The organism is Halomonas sp. DP3Y7-2 (genome assembly GCF_019800795.1).
In the GTDB taxonomy this organism is placed as follows: domain Bacteria; phylum Pseudomonadota; class Gammaproteobacteria; order Pseudomonadales; family Halomonadaceae; genus Halomonas; species Halomonas litopenaei_A.
In genome coordinates this window covers 191,552-207,556 of record NZ_JAHVKJ010000010.1, presented here as the reverse complement: position 1 = coordinate 207,556, position 16,005 = coordinate 191,552, and the positions used below count along the sequence as shown (strand labels likewise).

Sequence of the window (16,005 nt, the reverse complement as noted above, 5' to 3'; positions counted from 1 at the left end):
CTACCTGTGCGTCATCGGGTAGCGAAACTTGAGAAACTTCTGGGCATTGCTGAGCGCCTGGAAGGCATCCTTCAGGTGATGGCGCTCTTCGCTGGACACGTTTTCGGGCTCGATGTTGTTGTCCGGCTGCTGCTCATGCTCGAGATCGATGACCTGATGGCGAATCCGCGACATCGACAGAAACTCCAGCGCGTAGCGCAGCCGGTCACTGACGCCTGGCGCCAGCAGCTGAGTGCGGTCGATGTCATCGAGTCGATCGAAGCTGTTCTGGGCACGGGACCCACAGGCCAGGGCATGGATACGAATCAGATCGACCATGGGAGCGGTGCCCCGGCGCTTCAAGTTGATCGAGTTGTTGTGCTTGCCGTCCTTCTCCATCACAAACGTCCGAAAGAAGCCAAGTGGCGGCGTACGGTTGAGGGCATTGCGCGCCATGGCAGCCAGGAAGCGCTTGTGCTGTGATGCCTTGGTAGCCACCAGGTCCTGCAAGGCTTCCACCAGCGGGTTGTCGCCATGCACGGTATCCAGGTCGAAGAAGATGGAGCTGTGCAACAGCCCCTCCGGCGAGGGCTGCTCGATCCACTGCGTGAAATAGCGCTTCCATACCGCCAAGGGCTGACGCCACTTGGGATTGGTGGCCATCACGTCGCCCTTGCAGTAGGTGTACCCGCAGGCGGCAAGGCCATCACTGACGCGTTTGGCCATGGTGGCGAAGTACTCGTCATGTAGCGCCGGGTCGAAGTCGTCGGAGAGAACCAGGGCGTTATCCTGGTCGGTGACAATGCTCTGCTCGTTGCGCGCCATGGAACCCAACGCCATGAAGCAGTAAGGAACCGGTGGCGGCCCCAACTCCTCTTCCGCCATTTCCAAAAGGCGCCGGGTAAAGCTGCGACCGATGGTCGACAGCGCCTTGCCCACCATCTGCGAGTCGGCGCCATCATGCACCATCCGCACGAACGCTGCCTGCACGTCGGGGGCCAGCTTGGCCAGACTCTCCACCGATGGCTGGTGAAAGATATTGCTCACCAGATATAGGCTGCTCTGGGTCTCGTAGCGAATGATATCGGACAGATGCACGATGCCCACCGGTGAGCGCCGATGCATGACCGGCAGATGATGGATGTTGTTACGCAACATGCACAGCATCGCTTCCTGCACCGACTCATCGGACTGTATCGCGATCAGCCGACGACCCGCCACCTCCCCTACCGGGGTATTCGGTGACAGCCCCTCGGCGACCACCTTGGTACGAAAATCGCTGTCGGTGAGGATCCCGGTCACTTGCCAGTAGGTGCCCTCGCTGTCCTTGAAGGTATAGCGGGGGTTGTCCCCGGGCTTGTCCAGCACCAGCACGGCGGACGCCTGGAAGTCGCTGATCTGGCGGGCCGCGTGTTGCACCGTTGCACGGGCCTCCACCATCACCGGATAGCGGGTCAGCAGCTTGCGGATCCGCGTCACCATCATGTCGTTGTTCTTGCGCTGGCTTTCGACCGCCGTCTCGAGCCGGGGGCGATCCACCTCGACAAAGTCAGAGAAGGCTTCATCGGCCTCGCACAGCCGATGGAACATGGCCTCGGGAATGAAGTAGATCAGACTGTCTTCCAGCGCCTTGGCGGGAAAGCGAACTCTGCTGTGGCGCAACAGGCTGAAATGGCCAAAGATATCGCCCTCGCCAAGCAGGTTGTAAAGCTCGCCGTTGCGGCGCGAGACCTCCACCGCGCCACTGCGGATGTAGCAGAACTCCTCGTGCACCGCATCGAGCTCGAGAATCGTCGAGCCCGCCTTGAAATAGCTGACCTGTACCTGGCTCGCCACCTCATCCAGCAGCTCATCCGTGAGGCCATCAAAGGGCGGGAAGCGCCCCATGTGCTGGCTGATTTCCAACAGTTCCGCTTCCATGGTGTCCTCCGCGCGGTGCCGGTACAGGCGCGCTACATGCTCGGCGCCCTCATGCAGAAAGGATGCGGGCCATGGCAATGGCTGTAAAGCGTTTGCTCACTCGGCGGGAGGATGCAGCCGTGGGTCCAGGACGAAGGGCTCGATCACGACGATCTCGACGCCCTCCTGCCCCGTCAGCGGATTCATCACGATAGTGCGACTGGACCGGAGAGGCGTGCAGTCCTCTCACTGGGTGCTAAGAGGCTGGTCACAACAGCATCTCACACAAAAGACCCGCTGACCCGGATAGTCAGCGGGGAGCGTTCACCCAGTTCGCCTGGCGTGATCCCCATGGGCAACCGACCAGGTCGGTGCCATCTCCTGAACGCGCTTCATCATGTCAGGACTTCACGGAATGGCCAGACCCCTGTCATGGAACGTCTCTACCCCGAGCCCACCGCAATACCAGCGTGCGCTGCACACTGGCCAGAGTATGGCGGGTATGGCGGATATAGCGCAGGCAGCGTGAAGCATGACGGATGCCTATCAAGTGTTTCGATCACAGCGTGTTTTCTTCACCGCACTGACATGAATAACGCAGGGCGTGACACGAGCAGAGTTCTCACTTGCAGCACATGCAAGCGGCTCGACATCAAGAGCCTGACATAGTTCCCAGCACAGCTCTTACTGCAGCTCCTAACACCGCTTTTATCTACCCAGGACAATTCGTAAGTCTAAAGCGTTACGTCGTCTGGTACAGCGAGCGCTTTCCTCGGGCAGTCCTTAAAAGATAAGTGAAAAGCCGAAAGACCTAAAAAAGTCATTATGGTGAATCATCTCATATACAAGCAGTTCGTGTAGAAGCAGAAGCAAATGCCTTTTCCATAGAGGAATGTCAATTTTTCATCCGAAACCGCCATGCATTTTTATTGCAAACAAGAACGCGCTATTAAAAAATATTAATCGACAACACCTCTAGCAGCTCCGCGAAAAAACGCATCGCGTATAAGCGGAAGTTAAATTCCTATCCAGAAGGCATCAGCATGACACCTTTAGAGTTTGCGAAAGAGAACGCCAGATACACCATTGATCTACGTCAGCATTTCCACGAAAACCCAGAACTGAGCCAGCAGGAATTTAAAACGGCAGAGCGTATTTGCCATGAGCTCGACAAATTAAACATCTCCTATGAAAAGGAGGTGTGTGGTACTGGAATACTGGCAACCATTGAAGGTCAACCTGGGGATGTCGTTCTTGGCCTTCGTGCAGACATTGATGCACTGCCAGTCACGGAAGCCTCTGGCGTCTCATTTTCCTCAAAAAACCAAGGGGTGATGCATGCATGCGGCCACGACGGCCATATTGCCATGCTACTGACTGCTGCCAAGTTCCTGTCGGAGAACAGAGATACGTTCAAAGGAACAGCCAAACTTATCTTCCAGCCTGATGAAGAGCTTGAGGGCGCCGCTCAGAAGATCGTGGCCGAAAGAAGCGATTTTTTTGAAGATATGACTGCCATTGCTGGACTACATGTGTGGCCAGATATTCCCGTCGGCACCATCTCTGTCGATAGCGGTCCGCGCATGGCAGAAGCCGACTTCTTCGATATCACCATCGTAGGAAGCAGCGGCCATGGATCCATGCCTCACCAGACCATCGATCCTGTGTTGATTTCTGCGCATGTCATTACCAGCCTTCAGAGTATCTGCAGCAGACAGGTTGATCCCTTCCTTCCCACCGTGGTCAGCGTGTGCGCGGTCAATGGCGGAGTCGCTCACAACGCTATTCCCGATACCGTCCACCTCAAGGGCACATGTCGCTACTTCTCTAATGACACGAGAGACACCATAAAACAGCGTATTGAAACCATCGTGCAGGGTGTTACCTCATCGTTTGGCGCAACCTACGAGATTGAATACCTCTATGGAGCACCATTCGTCGAGAATGACGAACACTTTTCATCGCTGGCACAGCAGTCCGTCATCAATACACTTGGACCGTCCGCACTTGTCTCAGTCGCGCCCTCCATGGCGGGTGAAGACTTCTCGGAATATCTCCAGAAGGTTCCGGGATGCTTTGGCTTCATCGGCATCGGAAAAGGTGAGGGACAGTATCCGCTGCACCATTCGAAATTCGATATGCAAGAAGCCGGCCTGATCAACGGCGTGGCGTTTCTTGTCGATTATGCTTCTTCTCTCCTCAAGTAAATCCATCTGCAGAGAACACCCATGAACGCAAAGCTATTTAAGTATCTACAGATACTGGCACTATCATCGGCCGGGGCGACCATCTATCTCATTCCCTACATCAGGTATGTATTCTACGATTACCAGATTGCGGCGATGGATATCAGCAACCAGCAAATTGGCCTACTGACCACTATCTATACGGTGGGCACCACCCTGCTGATGATCCCAGGGGGTATTCTGGCAGATAAGAGCTCCACTAAGCGCTGTATTATTTTATCGCTACTTTCGACGTCAATACTGACCTTTATCTACGCCTTCAACATGGGCTATGGCATCAGTCTGGCCATCTGGTTCCTGTTATCGTTCTCTACCGTATTTGTTTTCTGGGGCGCCCTCATGAAAACGATTCGCCTGATCGGGGGAGAAAAAGAGCAAGGGTTCATGTATGGACTTTACTACATGGGCAACGGACTCTTCGGCGCGGCCATCAATGGCATTGCTGTGTGGGTACTAGGCTTCTCGGACGACATGTCGCAGCAATTCTTCTACGTTGTCATGATTTACGGCATCAGTACCACGATTGCAGCAGCCGTCGTCTGGTTCCTCATCAAGGAGGATCGCGAGGCGTCCCGCAACCTTGTTACCAATAACTTTGATAGCTCGCAGATCGTGGTCCTGCTCAAGAGCCCAGTGCTCTGGATCTTCTCGGTCATTATCTTTGCCGCCTTCATGATTTTCTCCAGCAACGTCTACTTTACGCCTTATCTGACCGACATCTATGGGGTCTCTCCTGAGCAGTCTGGCATTCTTACCATCTTCAGAACCTACGTGTTCTACATACTCGCTCCCGTCAGCGGTCTCATCGCCGACAAGGTGTTCAAATCGACCAGCCGCTGGTTCGTGGTACTCTTCGCGATCCTTGCCCTGCTCTACACCGGCGTGATCTACATGCCAGAAAATGCCAGCTCGACCATGGTCAGCCTCTATTCCCTGCTGCCAGGCATCTTCAGCTTGTCGCTCTACGGCATCGTGTTCTCCATCGCCAGTGAAACCAAGATCCCGGCATCTCTGATGGCTACCGCTGCAGGTATTGCTTCGGTGATTGGGTTCTCTCCCGACCTGTTCTCAGCGACGCTTTTCGGCCACTGGCTAGATCTGGACAAGGCGCTTGGCTACCACAATATCTTCCTCACCCTGGCCCTGGTCAGCGTGCTGGGAATGATTGCGTCATTCACCATCAGCGCCAGAGCAAGAAAGCTGGCCCTCCAGGTCAGCCACTGACGCAAGGCTGTCCCCAAAACGAAGACGCCCCCTCCGGCGGAAAGCCGGAGGGGGCGTCTTTATGGACAGTCACCTATCAGGACTGTGCCATCTCCTGAACGCGCTTCATCATGTCAGGATTCTGCTGAATGGCCTGGCCGATGGCATTGAACTTCTCCACCTCGAGCCCGCTTTGCTGTACGGCCTCGACCATCTTCTGGTTGGCCTCGGTGCGCACATCCTGCTGGGCCTGCTGGTCCTCGGCTTCTTGCAGGCGCTGGGTGTAATCCTGAGAAATCGTAGCGATCTCCTTGGACGCATCGGCGAACTTCTGCAGTTCGGCGTCAGAGAAGTTCTGTGCCTGTACTGCTGCTTCCACGTCGGCGCTGGACGATGCCTGGGCGCTGGCGTCTTGAGCGTGGGCCGTGGCGCTCATCAGACCGGCGGAGAGCAGTGCGGCAGTAATCAGGGCAGTGAATCGTTGCATGAAGTCCTCCAGGAGGTCATTGAGAATTCGTCAATCGCTCGCCCATTGTGACGACACACGTTCGCATCGGTTCCCCACGATCGTGTTACGGAATGCAAGCCAGCTGTCTCCAGCGAGCGACATCAGCGTGAAGAGCTGACTCCATGGTACGCCAACGCTGCGTCAGGTGAAGTGCAGAATAGCGGACACTTCTCGCGGTTTCTGTCACTACGTAGCGGGGGCAGCGACTCGGCCGTGCCGGCGCGGATGTGCCGACACTCGCGCCTGCGGCTAGCAAGCCAAGCACTGTCTCCCCTGCCACCGGATGCTCCGGCGACAGGGGAGAAGCGTTGGCCTAGCCGGCGCTATCCGTAAGCCAGGTTGGGTAGCCAGGTCACCAGCGCCGGGAACAGGATGACCAGCAACAGCCCCAAGGCCTGCAGAGCCAGGAACGGGAAGGATGAGCGGAAAATCTGCCCCATGGTGATATGGGGAGGACACACGCCCTTGATGTAGAACAACGCATAGCCAAAGGGAGGACTCAGAAATGACATCTGCATGTTGACCAGATAGATGACCCCGAACCACAGCGACACATCGGCGGGATCTACGCCAGGCAGCCCCAGCACCCCGGTAAAGTCGAGCCCCTTGATCAGCGGCACGAAGATCGGCACCGCCAACAGCAGGATACCGACCCAATCCAGGAACATGCCCAGCGCCACCAGCAACACCATCATCAACGCCAGTACCGCGTAAGGACCGAGCCCAGCGCCGGCGATCAGGTCCTGCACGAAGGTCTGGCCCCCCTGCAGGATGTAGAAGCCGACGAAGATGCTGGCGCCGAAGATGATCCACATCACCATCGCCGTGGCCACCAAAGTCGTCATGCAGGCGGCGTGCAGATTGGGCCAGGTCAGGCGCTTATGCAGTGCCGCCACCAGCAAGGCACCGAAGGTTCCGATACCGGCCGCTTCCACCGGCGTGGCGACGCCGGTGAAGATGATCCCGAGTACCAACATCACCAGCGCGATGGGCGCCAGCATATTGCGCAACAGCCTCAGCTTCTCGGCGCTGGACACGCGATCTTCCACCGGCATCGGCGGTGCCACCTTGATGTTCAAGGTACCCCGCATCCAGCAATAGAAGGCGTACATGCCCGCCAGCAGGAGACCAGGAATCAGCGAGCCGAGATAGAGCTCGCCTACGGACTGCTGGGCGATGACGCCGTAGATGATCGCCAGGATCGAGGGAGGGATCAGAATGCCCAGGGTGCCGCCGGCCATGATCGAGCCCAGCGCTATCTCGGGCTGATAGTTGCGCTTGAGCATCGCCGGCAAGGCGATCAGCCCCATCGTCACAACGGCGGCCCCTATCACACCGACCATGGCGGCCAGCAAGGTGGAGGCAATGATGGTGGCGATGGCCAGCCCGGCCTTGAGGCCCCCCATCCACTTGTAGACCACATCGAACAGCTCTTCGATGATGCCCGCTTTCTCCAGTACCGCCGCCATGAAGATAAACAGCGGGATGGCGGACAGCTGGTAATTGGTCATCATCGGGAAGATCCGCGATGGCATCAGGTTCAGCATGTGCTGATCGCCCACCAGGTACAGGAAGACGACACCGAGCCCACCGGTGACGAAGGCCAGCGGCAACCCAGCCACCAGGACCACCATCAAGGTGCCGAACATCAGTAACGTCAGCTCGCCAATGCCGACGGTGGCCAGGGCATTCTCCAGGCTCATCGCCAGGCTTTCATAGTCGGTCAGAGCGATGTTGACCACTTCATACAGCGTGTAGGCACCCAGCAGCAGAGCCAGCCCCACCAGTACGGCAGCAAAGGTCCGGCTACCGGCGTGGCTCTGGCGGTGATGGGCGTAGGACTGCATATCGCGAATCAGCTGCGCGATGCCCTGCAACAGCAACAGCAATGCCCCCAGGAACAGCATGAATTTGACCGGATAATACTGTACGGCCCATTCGGTGAAGGACACCTCATTGGCGTAGCTGTCTCCAAACCACCAGACATCACTGACCGACTGTGAGAAGAAGCGCCACCCGGTGGTCAGTAGCGCCAGGGTGAAGATAAAGAAGAAAATCGAGGTGACCAGGTCCAGCGCTGCCTTGTTGAGCGGCGCCGCCCGCTGGTAGAGGATATCGACTCGTACATGCCCCCCTTCACGCAGGGCGAAGGCGCCCGCCAGCAGGTATTGCATGCCGAACATCAGGGTCATCGACTCATGCGCCCAGTTGGTCGGCGAGTTGAAGGCGTAGCGCATCAGCACTTCGTAGGTGAAGACAAAGGGGGCTATCAGCGACCAGTAAGCCACATAGCGACCGGCGAACCCCGAGATGCGGTCGATACCCGCCGTCAGCGCATTTCCCGGCGGCACATAGTCAGCCTGCTCCGACGACACAGGCGTCTCGGCCGTATCACTACCGCTGACCTGACCGCCGCGGCGAAAACTTCTGTCCACCAACAGCATCACGACCAGCGGCAACCCCGCCAACACCGACCAGTACAGCCAGTGAGGCAGAACGAAATCGATCTGAAGATTCATTGACGCTCCTCCGCAGGCCGCCGGCTTGCTGCAGGCGACCACGGACCATTCATCGAAGCCGATCGGGCAGTCCCGGGCGGCACGTCAGTCATTCAGGAGTACTCGCGACGCTGGCGCCCCAGCGTCGCGGTTGCCCTCAAGCGTTGAGCTCGAAATCCTTGATGTCTTCTTCGGTGATCAGGGCCACCGCCGGGTCGAGCATGGTGTTGAGGTGGGCGCGGAACAGCTTCGCCGCATCCGGATCCTTGTTGGCCCATTCAAACCACAGCGGGATCGCGGCATCGCGGAAGCGGTCGGCATCCTCTTCTGACAGGTGGATGATCTCGACACCCTTCTCGCGATACTTCGGCCAGGCCTCGGCGTTGGCCTTCTGGATGGCGGCGTAGTGCTCGCGGGAGTAGGCGGCGACCAGGTCGTGCATCAGGTCCTTGGTCTGATCGGACATGCGCTCGTAGACGCGGCGGTTGACCGCGATGTCCATGAGGTCTACCGCCTGGTGCAGACAGGGCGTCGAAGGCGGGCCCATGATGATGTAATCGGTCACCTGCCAGAAGCCCAGTTCGAAGTTGACCGCCGCACCGGTGTAATCCGCCGCATCAATCGTCCCCTTCTCGAGGGCCGGATAGACCTCTGAGCCAGGCAGCAGCGTGGTACGGGCGCCGATCTTGGCGAAGGTTTCGGCGACAATGCCGCCCGGCATGCGGATCTTGACTCCTTCAAAGTCGTCAAAGCTTCTCAACGGCACCTTGGAGTGAATCAGGTTGAGGTCGTGGTGCACGTAGCCCAGCAGTTCCTGACCCTGTTTGCGGTAAAGATCCTTGGCAATACCGAAGCCGCCGTAAGCGCCGAACATCATGTCCCACTGGTGAGGCACGGACAGGCCCATGGGGTAGGCCGTCAGAAACACCCCAGCCGGCATCTTTCCTGGCCAGTAGACGGTGAACCAGTTCTGTCCATCGAGCACCCCATTACGAACCGCATCGGCTACCTCGAAGGCGCCGGCGACGGCGCCGGCAGGAAAAGGCTCAATCGTCACTTCACCACTGGTGGCCTCGGCCACACCGTTAGCCCATTGTTCGAAGATGCGATAGCCGGTCGTCCCTGGCTGCCAGGACGATTGCATGCGGATGCGAATGCCCTGCTGAGCCTGCACATTGCCGACCCAGGGAGCCGCCACCGCAGCGGCAGAGCCGACCGCCGCAGCCTTGAGGAAGCGGCGGCGATCCGGCGTCACAGGACTGGCAGCGGCCGCATGGGTATCGAGAGGTGTCGTAGACATGCCAGGCTGATCTTGCCGGGACTTGTCGATCGGAGACATGGCAAAACTCCAGGTGGATCGGCACGCCGAGGGTCGGCGGTGCCAGGTGCGTTGTTGTTGTCGATCCATGGCGTCATCATTGACTACCGCAGGCGTTCTGGATGGGACCCAGGCCCTGCACGCGTCCATGCGCAGACATCCGCCACCTGACTGCAGGTATTTCCCCAGCGATGCGGCATCAGAGCTTGGGTGATGTGCGGCTCGAGCTGCTGCGCAGCCATATGCCGGCTCACCGTTTTGCTCCTAAAGCCCTGATGGAACGGAGCCCTGATTCACTAGAGCACACACCTGTCGCGGGACGGCTGTCGTCGAAAAAAAGCTAGCGAAAAGCACTAATACGGCCAACGCAGTGTTTCAACGCAAGTGCCCTCTCCGATTGGTCTGACCAGTGCCCATAGAGGCAAAAAAACTTGTAAAAACAACCCAAATCATGGTCTGACCAATCATCTGACGACGTCTCGACCTACGACCAAAGCACGACAGCGACGGGACATCGGCAGCTCCAGCCCGGCCGCCTTTTCAGGCATCATGGGCTCTGCTTTCACGGCTCGCACCTCCGGGCCCTGGCTTATCGCAAAGGAGCCTCTCCATGGAACGGATCCTGTCTTCTCGGCAGTCGCCGGTATTGCTGCCCTTACTGACCACTGTATCCATCACTGCATGCGCCACTGAATTCGCCACAGTCGCCACCACCATCACAGCGCCTGACGTGTGCTCCGAGACGCACCCATGAGCAGCACGAAGACGCTGCCTGGCGGACTGACAGCAGCCATGCCGTTGGTCTTCGTACTGCTGTGGAGTACCGGCTTCATCGGTGCCAAATTCGGCCTGCCCTACGCCGAGCCCTTCACCTTTCTGACCATCCGCTTCATCGCTACCCTGGCGCTGCTGGTACCGATTGTGTTGCTCACTCGATCGGCATGGCCACAGGGGCTGCGTCTGTGGGGGCACGTCGCCGTGTCGGGGTGCCTCGTCCATGGGGCCTATCTAGGCGGCGTGTTCTATGCCATCAGTCTGGGTATGCCGGCGGGGCTGGCCTCTTTACTGGTGGGCCTGCAGCCGCTGCTAACGGCGGCACTGGCGGGCCCATTGCTTGGCGAGAGGCTCACACCGGTGCAATGGCTGGGGCTCGTGATGGGGCTTGCAGGCGTCAGCCTGGTGCTGGGCGGCAAGATGGACCTGTCGGCCCTGTCCTTCGACGGGTTCGGCTGGCCTGCGCTGGCCTGTACGCTGGTCGCGCTGCTGGGTATCGCGCTGGGAACGCTGTACCAGAAGCGCTTTTGTACCGGCATGCCTCTGCTCGGGGGCAGCGTGGTGCAATATCTGGGCGCTCTGGCGCTGCTCGGTGGGGGTTGCCTGCTGCTGGAAAGCCGCGAGGTCGAGTGGACACTGACCTTTGTCCTGACCCTTGGCTGGCTGGTGCTGGTGCTGTCGATCGCGGCCATTCTGCTGTTGATGCTGCTGATCAAGCGCGGAGAAGCTTCCCGGGTCGCCAGCCTGTTCTACCTGGTTCCGCCGGTGACCGCGGTCGAGGCCTGGTGGCTCTTCGATGAAGGCCTGCCGGCGCTATCCCTGGCCGGCATGGTCATCGCCATCGCCGGGGTGGCGCTGACGATCCGTGCCAAGCGCGGCAGGTGATGCGCCGGCACCGGGCGCATCAGTCCACCTTCACCTGTCGGAAGCGAGCATTGATCACACAGTAGGTGCCGTAATTGAGCAGTCCTCCTGCCACCGCGGCCAACCACCATGGGCCAAAGGGCTGGGCGGCCAGAGCATCCAAGGCCCCACCCAGCCCCTCCGCCTGGCCTGGGTCGGCCTGCCAGGCAGCAGCCAGCAGAAAGCCTCCGATCAGTGCGAAGACGACACCGCGAGCGGCCAGGCCCCAGCGGCTGAGCCCTGACGCGAGGTCTTTCTGGCGCTTGCTCATGTCCTGTCGTCGCCAGCGCTCCAAGTAGCTGGCGGTCAACGCACGCCAAGACTGGCGCACGCCAACACCGATAAAGATCAGGCCCAGTGCGGCCACCAGCCAGAGACCGCCAGGGTGGGACATCAGCATCGCTGTTCGCTCCTCTGCCCCTCCTGTGGTCTCGTGAGGATCATCCAGCAGCTCAAGCCCGTACCAGCCTAGACTGGCGTAGATGAGTCCGCTGATCACCAGCGCCGCCCGTGTGCCCAGGGCCTTCAGACTACGGCCACGATTCTCCACATCGAACAGTCCCTGCAAGCCACGCCAGGCGGCATAGGCATAGAGCCCCGCCACCAGTGCCGCCAGCATCAGCGAGCCAAACGGTTGCCGCGCCAGATGAGCCAGGGCTTCCTTGGTGCCGACATTGTCACCGCCCAGTCCCACCGCCCCCAGCGCGGCCAGGATTCCGATCAGCAGATAGACAACGCCCTTGGCGGTATAGCCAAGTCGCGCCAGGATGACGATCCATCTACGCCGATGACGTAGAGGCGCAGGTAGAGAGGGCATGACAGCTCCAGACGCTCAAGACCCCTCTATCCTCCGCAAAAAATCTCGTTTCAGCAAAAACGATTGGCAGCGCAGCCTCCCCCAGCGTCTGGAATCGTCCTGATTCGGCCTGTTATTGGCAAACTTGGCCATCACCGCCCTGACGTTCTGGCGATGAGCCGCTAGCCCAGCCGATTCAGGGCATGGGCGGCAATGGCCGTATCCTGCACGCCCGTCCCGGTGAGGTCACACACGGTAATGGTGGCATCGGACAGGCGCAGACGATCCCCACGCGCAATGACCTGGCCCAGTTCATGCACCTTGAACGGCACCTCACGTCCATGAAACGCCTTCAGCTCGCCGTTGGACTCGCTCTGGGCGCGGGTGTCACAGACAAAGGCGTCGGCACGCGTCAGTACGCTTTCGGCCAACTCCCGCTTATCCGGACTATCCGAGCCCATGGCGGTCACATGCACCCCTTCGGGCAGGTCGGCGGCCTCCAGAATCGGTGCCTGGGAAGGCGTGGTGGTGACGATGATGTCGGCCATCGCGCAGGCCTCACGCACACTGCCATGGACATTCACGGTAAGCCCAGCCGCACGCATGGTCTCGGCGTACTCCTCGGCAGCCGACCCACGCCGAGACCACACATCGACGATCTCGATGTCACGTACCAGCCGCAGTGCCTCGACCTGCCGGATGGCCTGCTCCCCGGCTCCCAGCACGGTGACGCGACGACTGGAGTCACGCGACAGGTACTTGGCAGCGATGGCGCCCGCCAAGGCGGTGCGCACCATCGTCAGATAGCCCTCATCGAACAGCACCGCATCGACCAGACCGGTGCGGGCCGAGAACACCATCATCAGGCCGTTCAGGCTCGGCAGGCCTATCTTGGGATTGTCGAAGAACCCTGGGCTGACCTTGATCGCAAAGCGGTCGTGACCACGAATATGGGCGGTCTTGACGTCCACTTCGCCATTAGCCTCCTCAATGGCCATGGACAGGATCGGCGGCTGCACCACCTCGCCTCGCCCCAGCGCGGCGAAGCCCTCTTCGACGGCTGCCAGGGCGTGATGGTCGATAGCGACAGCCTGACGAATCTGTTCGCGGTTGAAGAGCTGCATGCATGGCTCCTTGTCATGGATAGGACACCTGTCACCTATCGGTGCCCTGTGAAGAAAGTTCTGAGGCGGACGCTGGATCCAACCTTGGTCTCAAGTGCAGGCCTCAAGTGCGGGCCTCAAGTGCGCGCCTCAGCCGCGAGGGCCATCGGCCGCACACCGGCGCGCCTGGTCAAGGGTATCCAGCGAAACGCCATTGCCGGAAAGTACCAGCACAACGCGCTCTCCGCGAACGTCCAGATGGCCCTGCGCCATGGCCGCCAAACCGACAGCGGCGGCCCCTTCCACCAGGATCTTGTCGTGCTCGAGCAGGTCCACCATGGCCTGGGCGATGGCACGCTCCGACACTTGGCAATGGTCGTCCATCACCTGCTTGACCAGCTCGAAGGTGCAGCGATTGTCCAAGCCGATACCGCCACCCAGGGAGTCTCCCAGGCTCTCGACCTCGTCCACCTCTACCGGATAGCCCGCCGTGAGGCTGGCATGCATGGCGGCCCCCTCGGCCAGGCTGACACCGCTGACGCGGGCAGCAGGACGCACGCCCTTGATCGCGGCCCCAATGCCTCCCAGCAGTCCTCCACCGGACAGCCCCACGATCACTCGGTCAAGCTCGGGCAGGTCTTCCAGCAGCTCGATCCCGATGGTGCCCTGGCCCGCCGCGATAAGGGGGTCATCAAAGGGAGGGATCAGCGTCATGCCCTCCTGCTCCACCAAGCGCGCCACCTCCATGAAGGCCTCATCCTGGCTGGCTCCCACCTGTCGAACCTGGGCGCCCAGGGCCTCGATAGCGGCGACCTTGTTAGCCGGCACCAATCGCGACAGGCAGATCACGGCGGGTACCCCGAGACGCGACGCCGCATAGGCGACCGCGCGCCCATGGTTGCCGGTGGAGGCGGTGGTCACGCCACGTGCCAGGGCATCGCGTCCATCTCGCTCCAGCAGCGCGGCGATCATGTTGGTGGCACCGCGCAGCTTGAACGCGCCGGTGGGCTGCAAGGTTTCGAGCTTGAGATACACCTCAGCGTCAAAGCGTTCGGACAGCGGTCGCGACAACACCAGCGGTGTACGTGTCACCTGGCCGGCAATCCGGTGTCGGGCCTTGAAGATCTCGTCCAGGCTCACGCCATGGGCAGAGCACGTGGAGGCTTGCATGGCTGTCTCCTTTTATGGTGCGCGACGAAGGCGACCGTCCTTCAGCGCCCCCGCCGCCGCATAAAAACCGACAGGGGCCGCCTCCCTCAAGGAGACGACCCCATGTCACACACCGCAGATCAGCGCTGACGTCAGGCGGTCTGCAGTACGCCTTCCTTGACCAGCTGATCGGTGACCTTGTTCACGGCACGCTCGGCACGGGCGACAATTTCATCGACCTCGGCGCGGGTAGTGGTCAGCGGCGGCGCAAACCCGAGGATGTCACCCTGCGGCATGGCACGAGCAATCAGGTTCTCCTCGAGCGCCGCGGCGGCGATCCGTGGGCCCACCTTGTGGCTCGCGTCGAAGGCCTGGCGGGATTCAGGATCCACGGCAAACTCCAGTGCCGCCAGCATGCCCACCCCACGGGCCTCACCGACGATGGGGTGATCGCCGAACACCGCCTGCATGCGGCTCTGCAGGTAGGCGCCGGTATCACGCGCGTTGCCGGTCAGCTTCTCACGCTCGATGATCGCCAGGTTGGCCAGAGCTGCAGCACACCCCAGAGCGTGGCCGGAATAGGTCCAACCGTGACCGATCGGGCCCAGCTCGCTGGTACCTTGCTCAAGCACTTGCCACACGCGATCCCCCACGATCACTCCGGACAAGGGCTGATAGGCACTGGTCAGGCCCTTGGCGATGGTGATCAGGTCGGGCTTGATGCCATAGGCGTGGCTGCCGAAATCGGCGCCGATACGGCCAAAGCCACAGACCACTTCATCGGCGATCAGCAGGATGTCGTACTTCGCCAGCACCGCCTGGATGGCGTCCCAGTATCCTTCGGGCGGAGGCACGATGCCGCCGGTGCCGAGCACCGGCTCACCAATGAAGGCCGCCACGGTGTCGGGACCTTCCGCCAGAATCATCTCTTCGAGCTTCTCGGCACAATAGGCGGAGAACTCGCGCTCGCTCATGCCGGCCTGCTCGGCACTGCGCTGGTAGTAATGGGGTGCCTCGGTGTGCAGCACGCCGGCCATGGGCAGGTCGAACTGATCATGGAACGCCTTCAGACCGGTCAGCGAGCCGGTGGCCAGGCCAGAGCCGTGATAGCCACGCTGGCGCGAGATGACCTTCTTCTTCTGTGGGCGGCCCAGAACGTTGTTGTAGTAGCGCACCAGCTTCAGCTGGGTCTCGTTGGCATCGCTGCCGCCCAGGCCATAGTAGACCTTGGACATGCCGGGACCCGCCAGCTTCAGAATCTGCTCGGACAGGGCGATCTGAGGCTCATTGGAGTGACCAACGTAGGTGTGATAGTAGGACATCTCCAGCGCCTGCTGGTAAATGGCCTCGGCGACTTCGGTGCGGCCATAGCCGATGTTGACGCAGTAGAGCCCGGCAAAACCGTCGATGAATTCGCGGCCGTCCTTGTCGACGATGTGAATGCCCTTGCCGCCGGTGATGACGCGGCCAGGCGCGTCGCCATGGGCGAAGTCACGCAGGTGCGTAGAGGCGTGAAAGGTGACCTTGCGGTCGCGATCGATCAGGTCCTGATGGGTGCTCATGTGGTTTCCTTGTTTCCTTGCCCGTAGCGCTTCCCGCTCTCGCCGAGAGAACGGATCAGCGGTTTCG

The 16,005-nt window shown here is 60.2% G+C and carries 11 protein-coding genes; 3 read left to right on the top strand and 8 right to left on the bottom strand.

Features of this window, described 5'->3' with window-relative positions:
- Positions 1-1,899: a DUF294 nucleotidyltransferase-like domain-containing protein gene (locus KUV45_RS13255; protein ID WP_222161760.1), complete on the bottom strand. Its 1,899-nt coding sequence runs from the start codon at positions 1,897-1,899 to the stop codon at positions 1-3.
- 1,022 nt (positions 1,900-2,921) lie between these two features.
- Between KUV45_RS13255 and KUV45_RS13250 the strand changes: the two genes are divergently transcribed.
- The gene (locus KUV45_RS13250) at positions 2,922-4,085 is read left to right on the top strand and encodes a M20 family metallopeptidase (RefSeq protein ID WP_222161759.1); all 1,164 of its coding nucleotides are present in this window, start codon (positions 2,922-2,924) and stop codon (positions 4,083-4,085) included.
- Between the two features lie 21 nt (positions 4,086-4,106).
- On the top strand, positions 4,107-5,348 hold the full coding sequence (locus KUV45_RS13245) for a nitrate/nitrite transporter (RefSeq protein ID WP_222161758.1): 1,242 nt from the start codon (positions 4,107-4,109) through the stop codon (positions 5,346-5,348).
- A 76-nt stretch (positions 5,349-5,424) separates the two neighbouring features.
- Here the strand turns inward: KUV45_RS13245 and KUV45_RS13240 are convergent, their stop codons facing one another.
- The 3 genes from KUV45_RS13240 to dctP form a co-directional block, all read right to left on the bottom strand.
- Positions 5,425-5,814: a DUF4168 domain-containing protein gene (locus KUV45_RS13240; protein WP_206939697.1), complete on the bottom strand. Its 390-nt coding sequence runs from the start codon at positions 5,812-5,814 to the stop codon at positions 5,425-5,427.
- 344 nt (positions 5,815-6,158) lie between these two features.
- Positions 6,159-8,354: a TRAP transporter large permease subunit gene (locus KUV45_RS13235; RefSeq protein ID WP_206939699.1), complete on the bottom strand. Its 2,196-nt coding sequence runs from the start codon at positions 8,352-8,354 to the stop codon at positions 6,159-6,161.
- Between the two features lie 136 nt (positions 8,355-8,490).
- On the bottom strand, positions 8,491-9,672 hold the full coding sequence (dctP, locus tag KUV45_RS13230; protein WP_224851825.1) for a TRAP transporter substrate-binding protein DctP: 1,182 nt from the start codon (positions 9,670-9,672) through the stop codon (positions 8,491-8,493).
- A 729-nt stretch (positions 9,673-10,401) separates the two neighbouring features.
- On the opposite strand from dctP, the gene KUV45_RS13225 reads away from it, so the two are divergent.
- Complete coding sequence (locus KUV45_RS13225) at positions 10,402-11,310, top strand: DMT family transporter (RefSeq protein ID WP_222161757.1); 909 nt, start codon at positions 10,402-10,404, stop codon at positions 11,308-11,310.
- A 19-nt stretch (positions 11,311-11,329) separates the two neighbouring features.
- On the opposite strand, the gene KUV45_RS13220 is transcribed toward KUV45_RS13225, so the two are convergent.
- The 4 genes from KUV45_RS13220 to KUV45_RS13205 all read right to left on the bottom strand — a co-directional run bounded on the left by KUV45_RS13220 (position 11,330) and on the right by KUV45_RS13205 (position 15,938).
- The gene (locus KUV45_RS13220) at positions 11,330-12,145 is read right to left on the bottom strand and encodes a DUF1206 domain-containing protein (RefSeq protein ID WP_206939705.1); all 816 of its coding nucleotides are present in this window, start codon (positions 12,143-12,145) and stop codon (positions 11,330-11,332) included.
- Between the two features lie 161 nt (positions 12,146-12,306).
- Positions 12,307-13,248, bottom strand: coding sequence for a cyclodeaminase (locus KUV45_RS13215; RefSeq protein ID WP_222161756.1), 942 nt, complete (start codon positions 13,246-13,248; stop codon positions 12,307-12,309).
- A gap of 129 nt (positions 13,249-13,377) precedes the next feature.
- On the bottom strand, positions 13,378-14,397 hold the full coding sequence (gene eutB / locus KUV45_RS13210) for a hydroxyectoine utilization dehydratase EutB (protein ID WP_222161755.1): 1,020 nt from the start codon (positions 14,395-14,397) through the stop codon (positions 13,378-13,380).
- 131 nt (positions 14,398-14,528) lie between these two features.
- Complete coding sequence (locus KUV45_RS13205; RefSeq protein ID WP_222161754.1) at positions 14,529-15,938, bottom strand: aminotransferase; 1,410 nt, start codon at positions 15,936-15,938, stop codon at positions 14,529-14,531.
- Between the last annotated feature and the right edge of the window lie 67 nt (positions 15,939-16,005).

Excerpts from the sequence above, each read along its gene's own strand:
- KUV45_RS13240 (WP_206939697.1), bottom strand. The coding sequence starts at position 5,814 with ATGCAACGATTCACTGCCCTGATTACTGCCGCACTGCTCTCCGCCGGT.
- eutB (WP_222161755.1), bottom strand. The coding sequence starts at position 14,397 with ATGCAAGCCTCCACGTGCTCTGCCCATGGCGTGAGCCTGGACGAGATC.
- KUV45_RS13220 (WP_206939705.1), bottom strand. The coding sequence starts at position 12,145 with ATGCCCTCTCTACCTGCGCCTCTACGTCATCGGCGTAGATGGATCGTC.
- KUV45_RS13250 (WP_222161759.1), top strand. The coding sequence starts at position 2,922 with ATGACACCTTTAGAGTTTGCGAAAGAGAACGCCAGATACACCATTGAT.
- KUV45_RS13215 (WP_222161756.1), bottom strand. The coding sequence starts at position 13,248 with ATGCAGCTCTTCAACCGCGAACAGATTCGTCAGGCTGTCGCTATCGAC.
- KUV45_RS13225 (WP_222161757.1), top strand. The coding sequence starts at position 10,402 with ATGAGCAGCACGAAGACGCTGCCTGGCGGACTGACAGCAGCCATGCCG.
- dctP (WP_224851825.1), bottom strand. The coding sequence starts at position 9,672 with ATGTCTCCGATCGACAAGTCCCGGCAAGATCAGCCTGGCATGTCTACG.
- KUV45_RS13245 (WP_222161758.1), top strand. The coding sequence starts at position 4,107 with ATGAACGCAAAGCTATTTAAGTATCTACAGATACTGGCACTATCATCG.
- KUV45_RS13205 (WP_222161754.1), bottom strand. The coding sequence starts at position 15,938 with ATGAGCACCCATCAGGACCTGATCGATCGCGACCGCAAGGTCACCTTT.
- KUV45_RS13255 (WP_222161760.1), bottom strand. The coding sequence starts at position 1,899 with ATGGAAGCGGAACTGTTGGAAATCAGCCAGCACATGGGGCGCTTCCCG.
- KUV45_RS13235 (WP_206939699.1), bottom strand. The coding sequence starts at position 8,354 with ATGAATCTTCAGATCGATTTCGTTCTGCCTCACTGGCTGTACTGGTCG.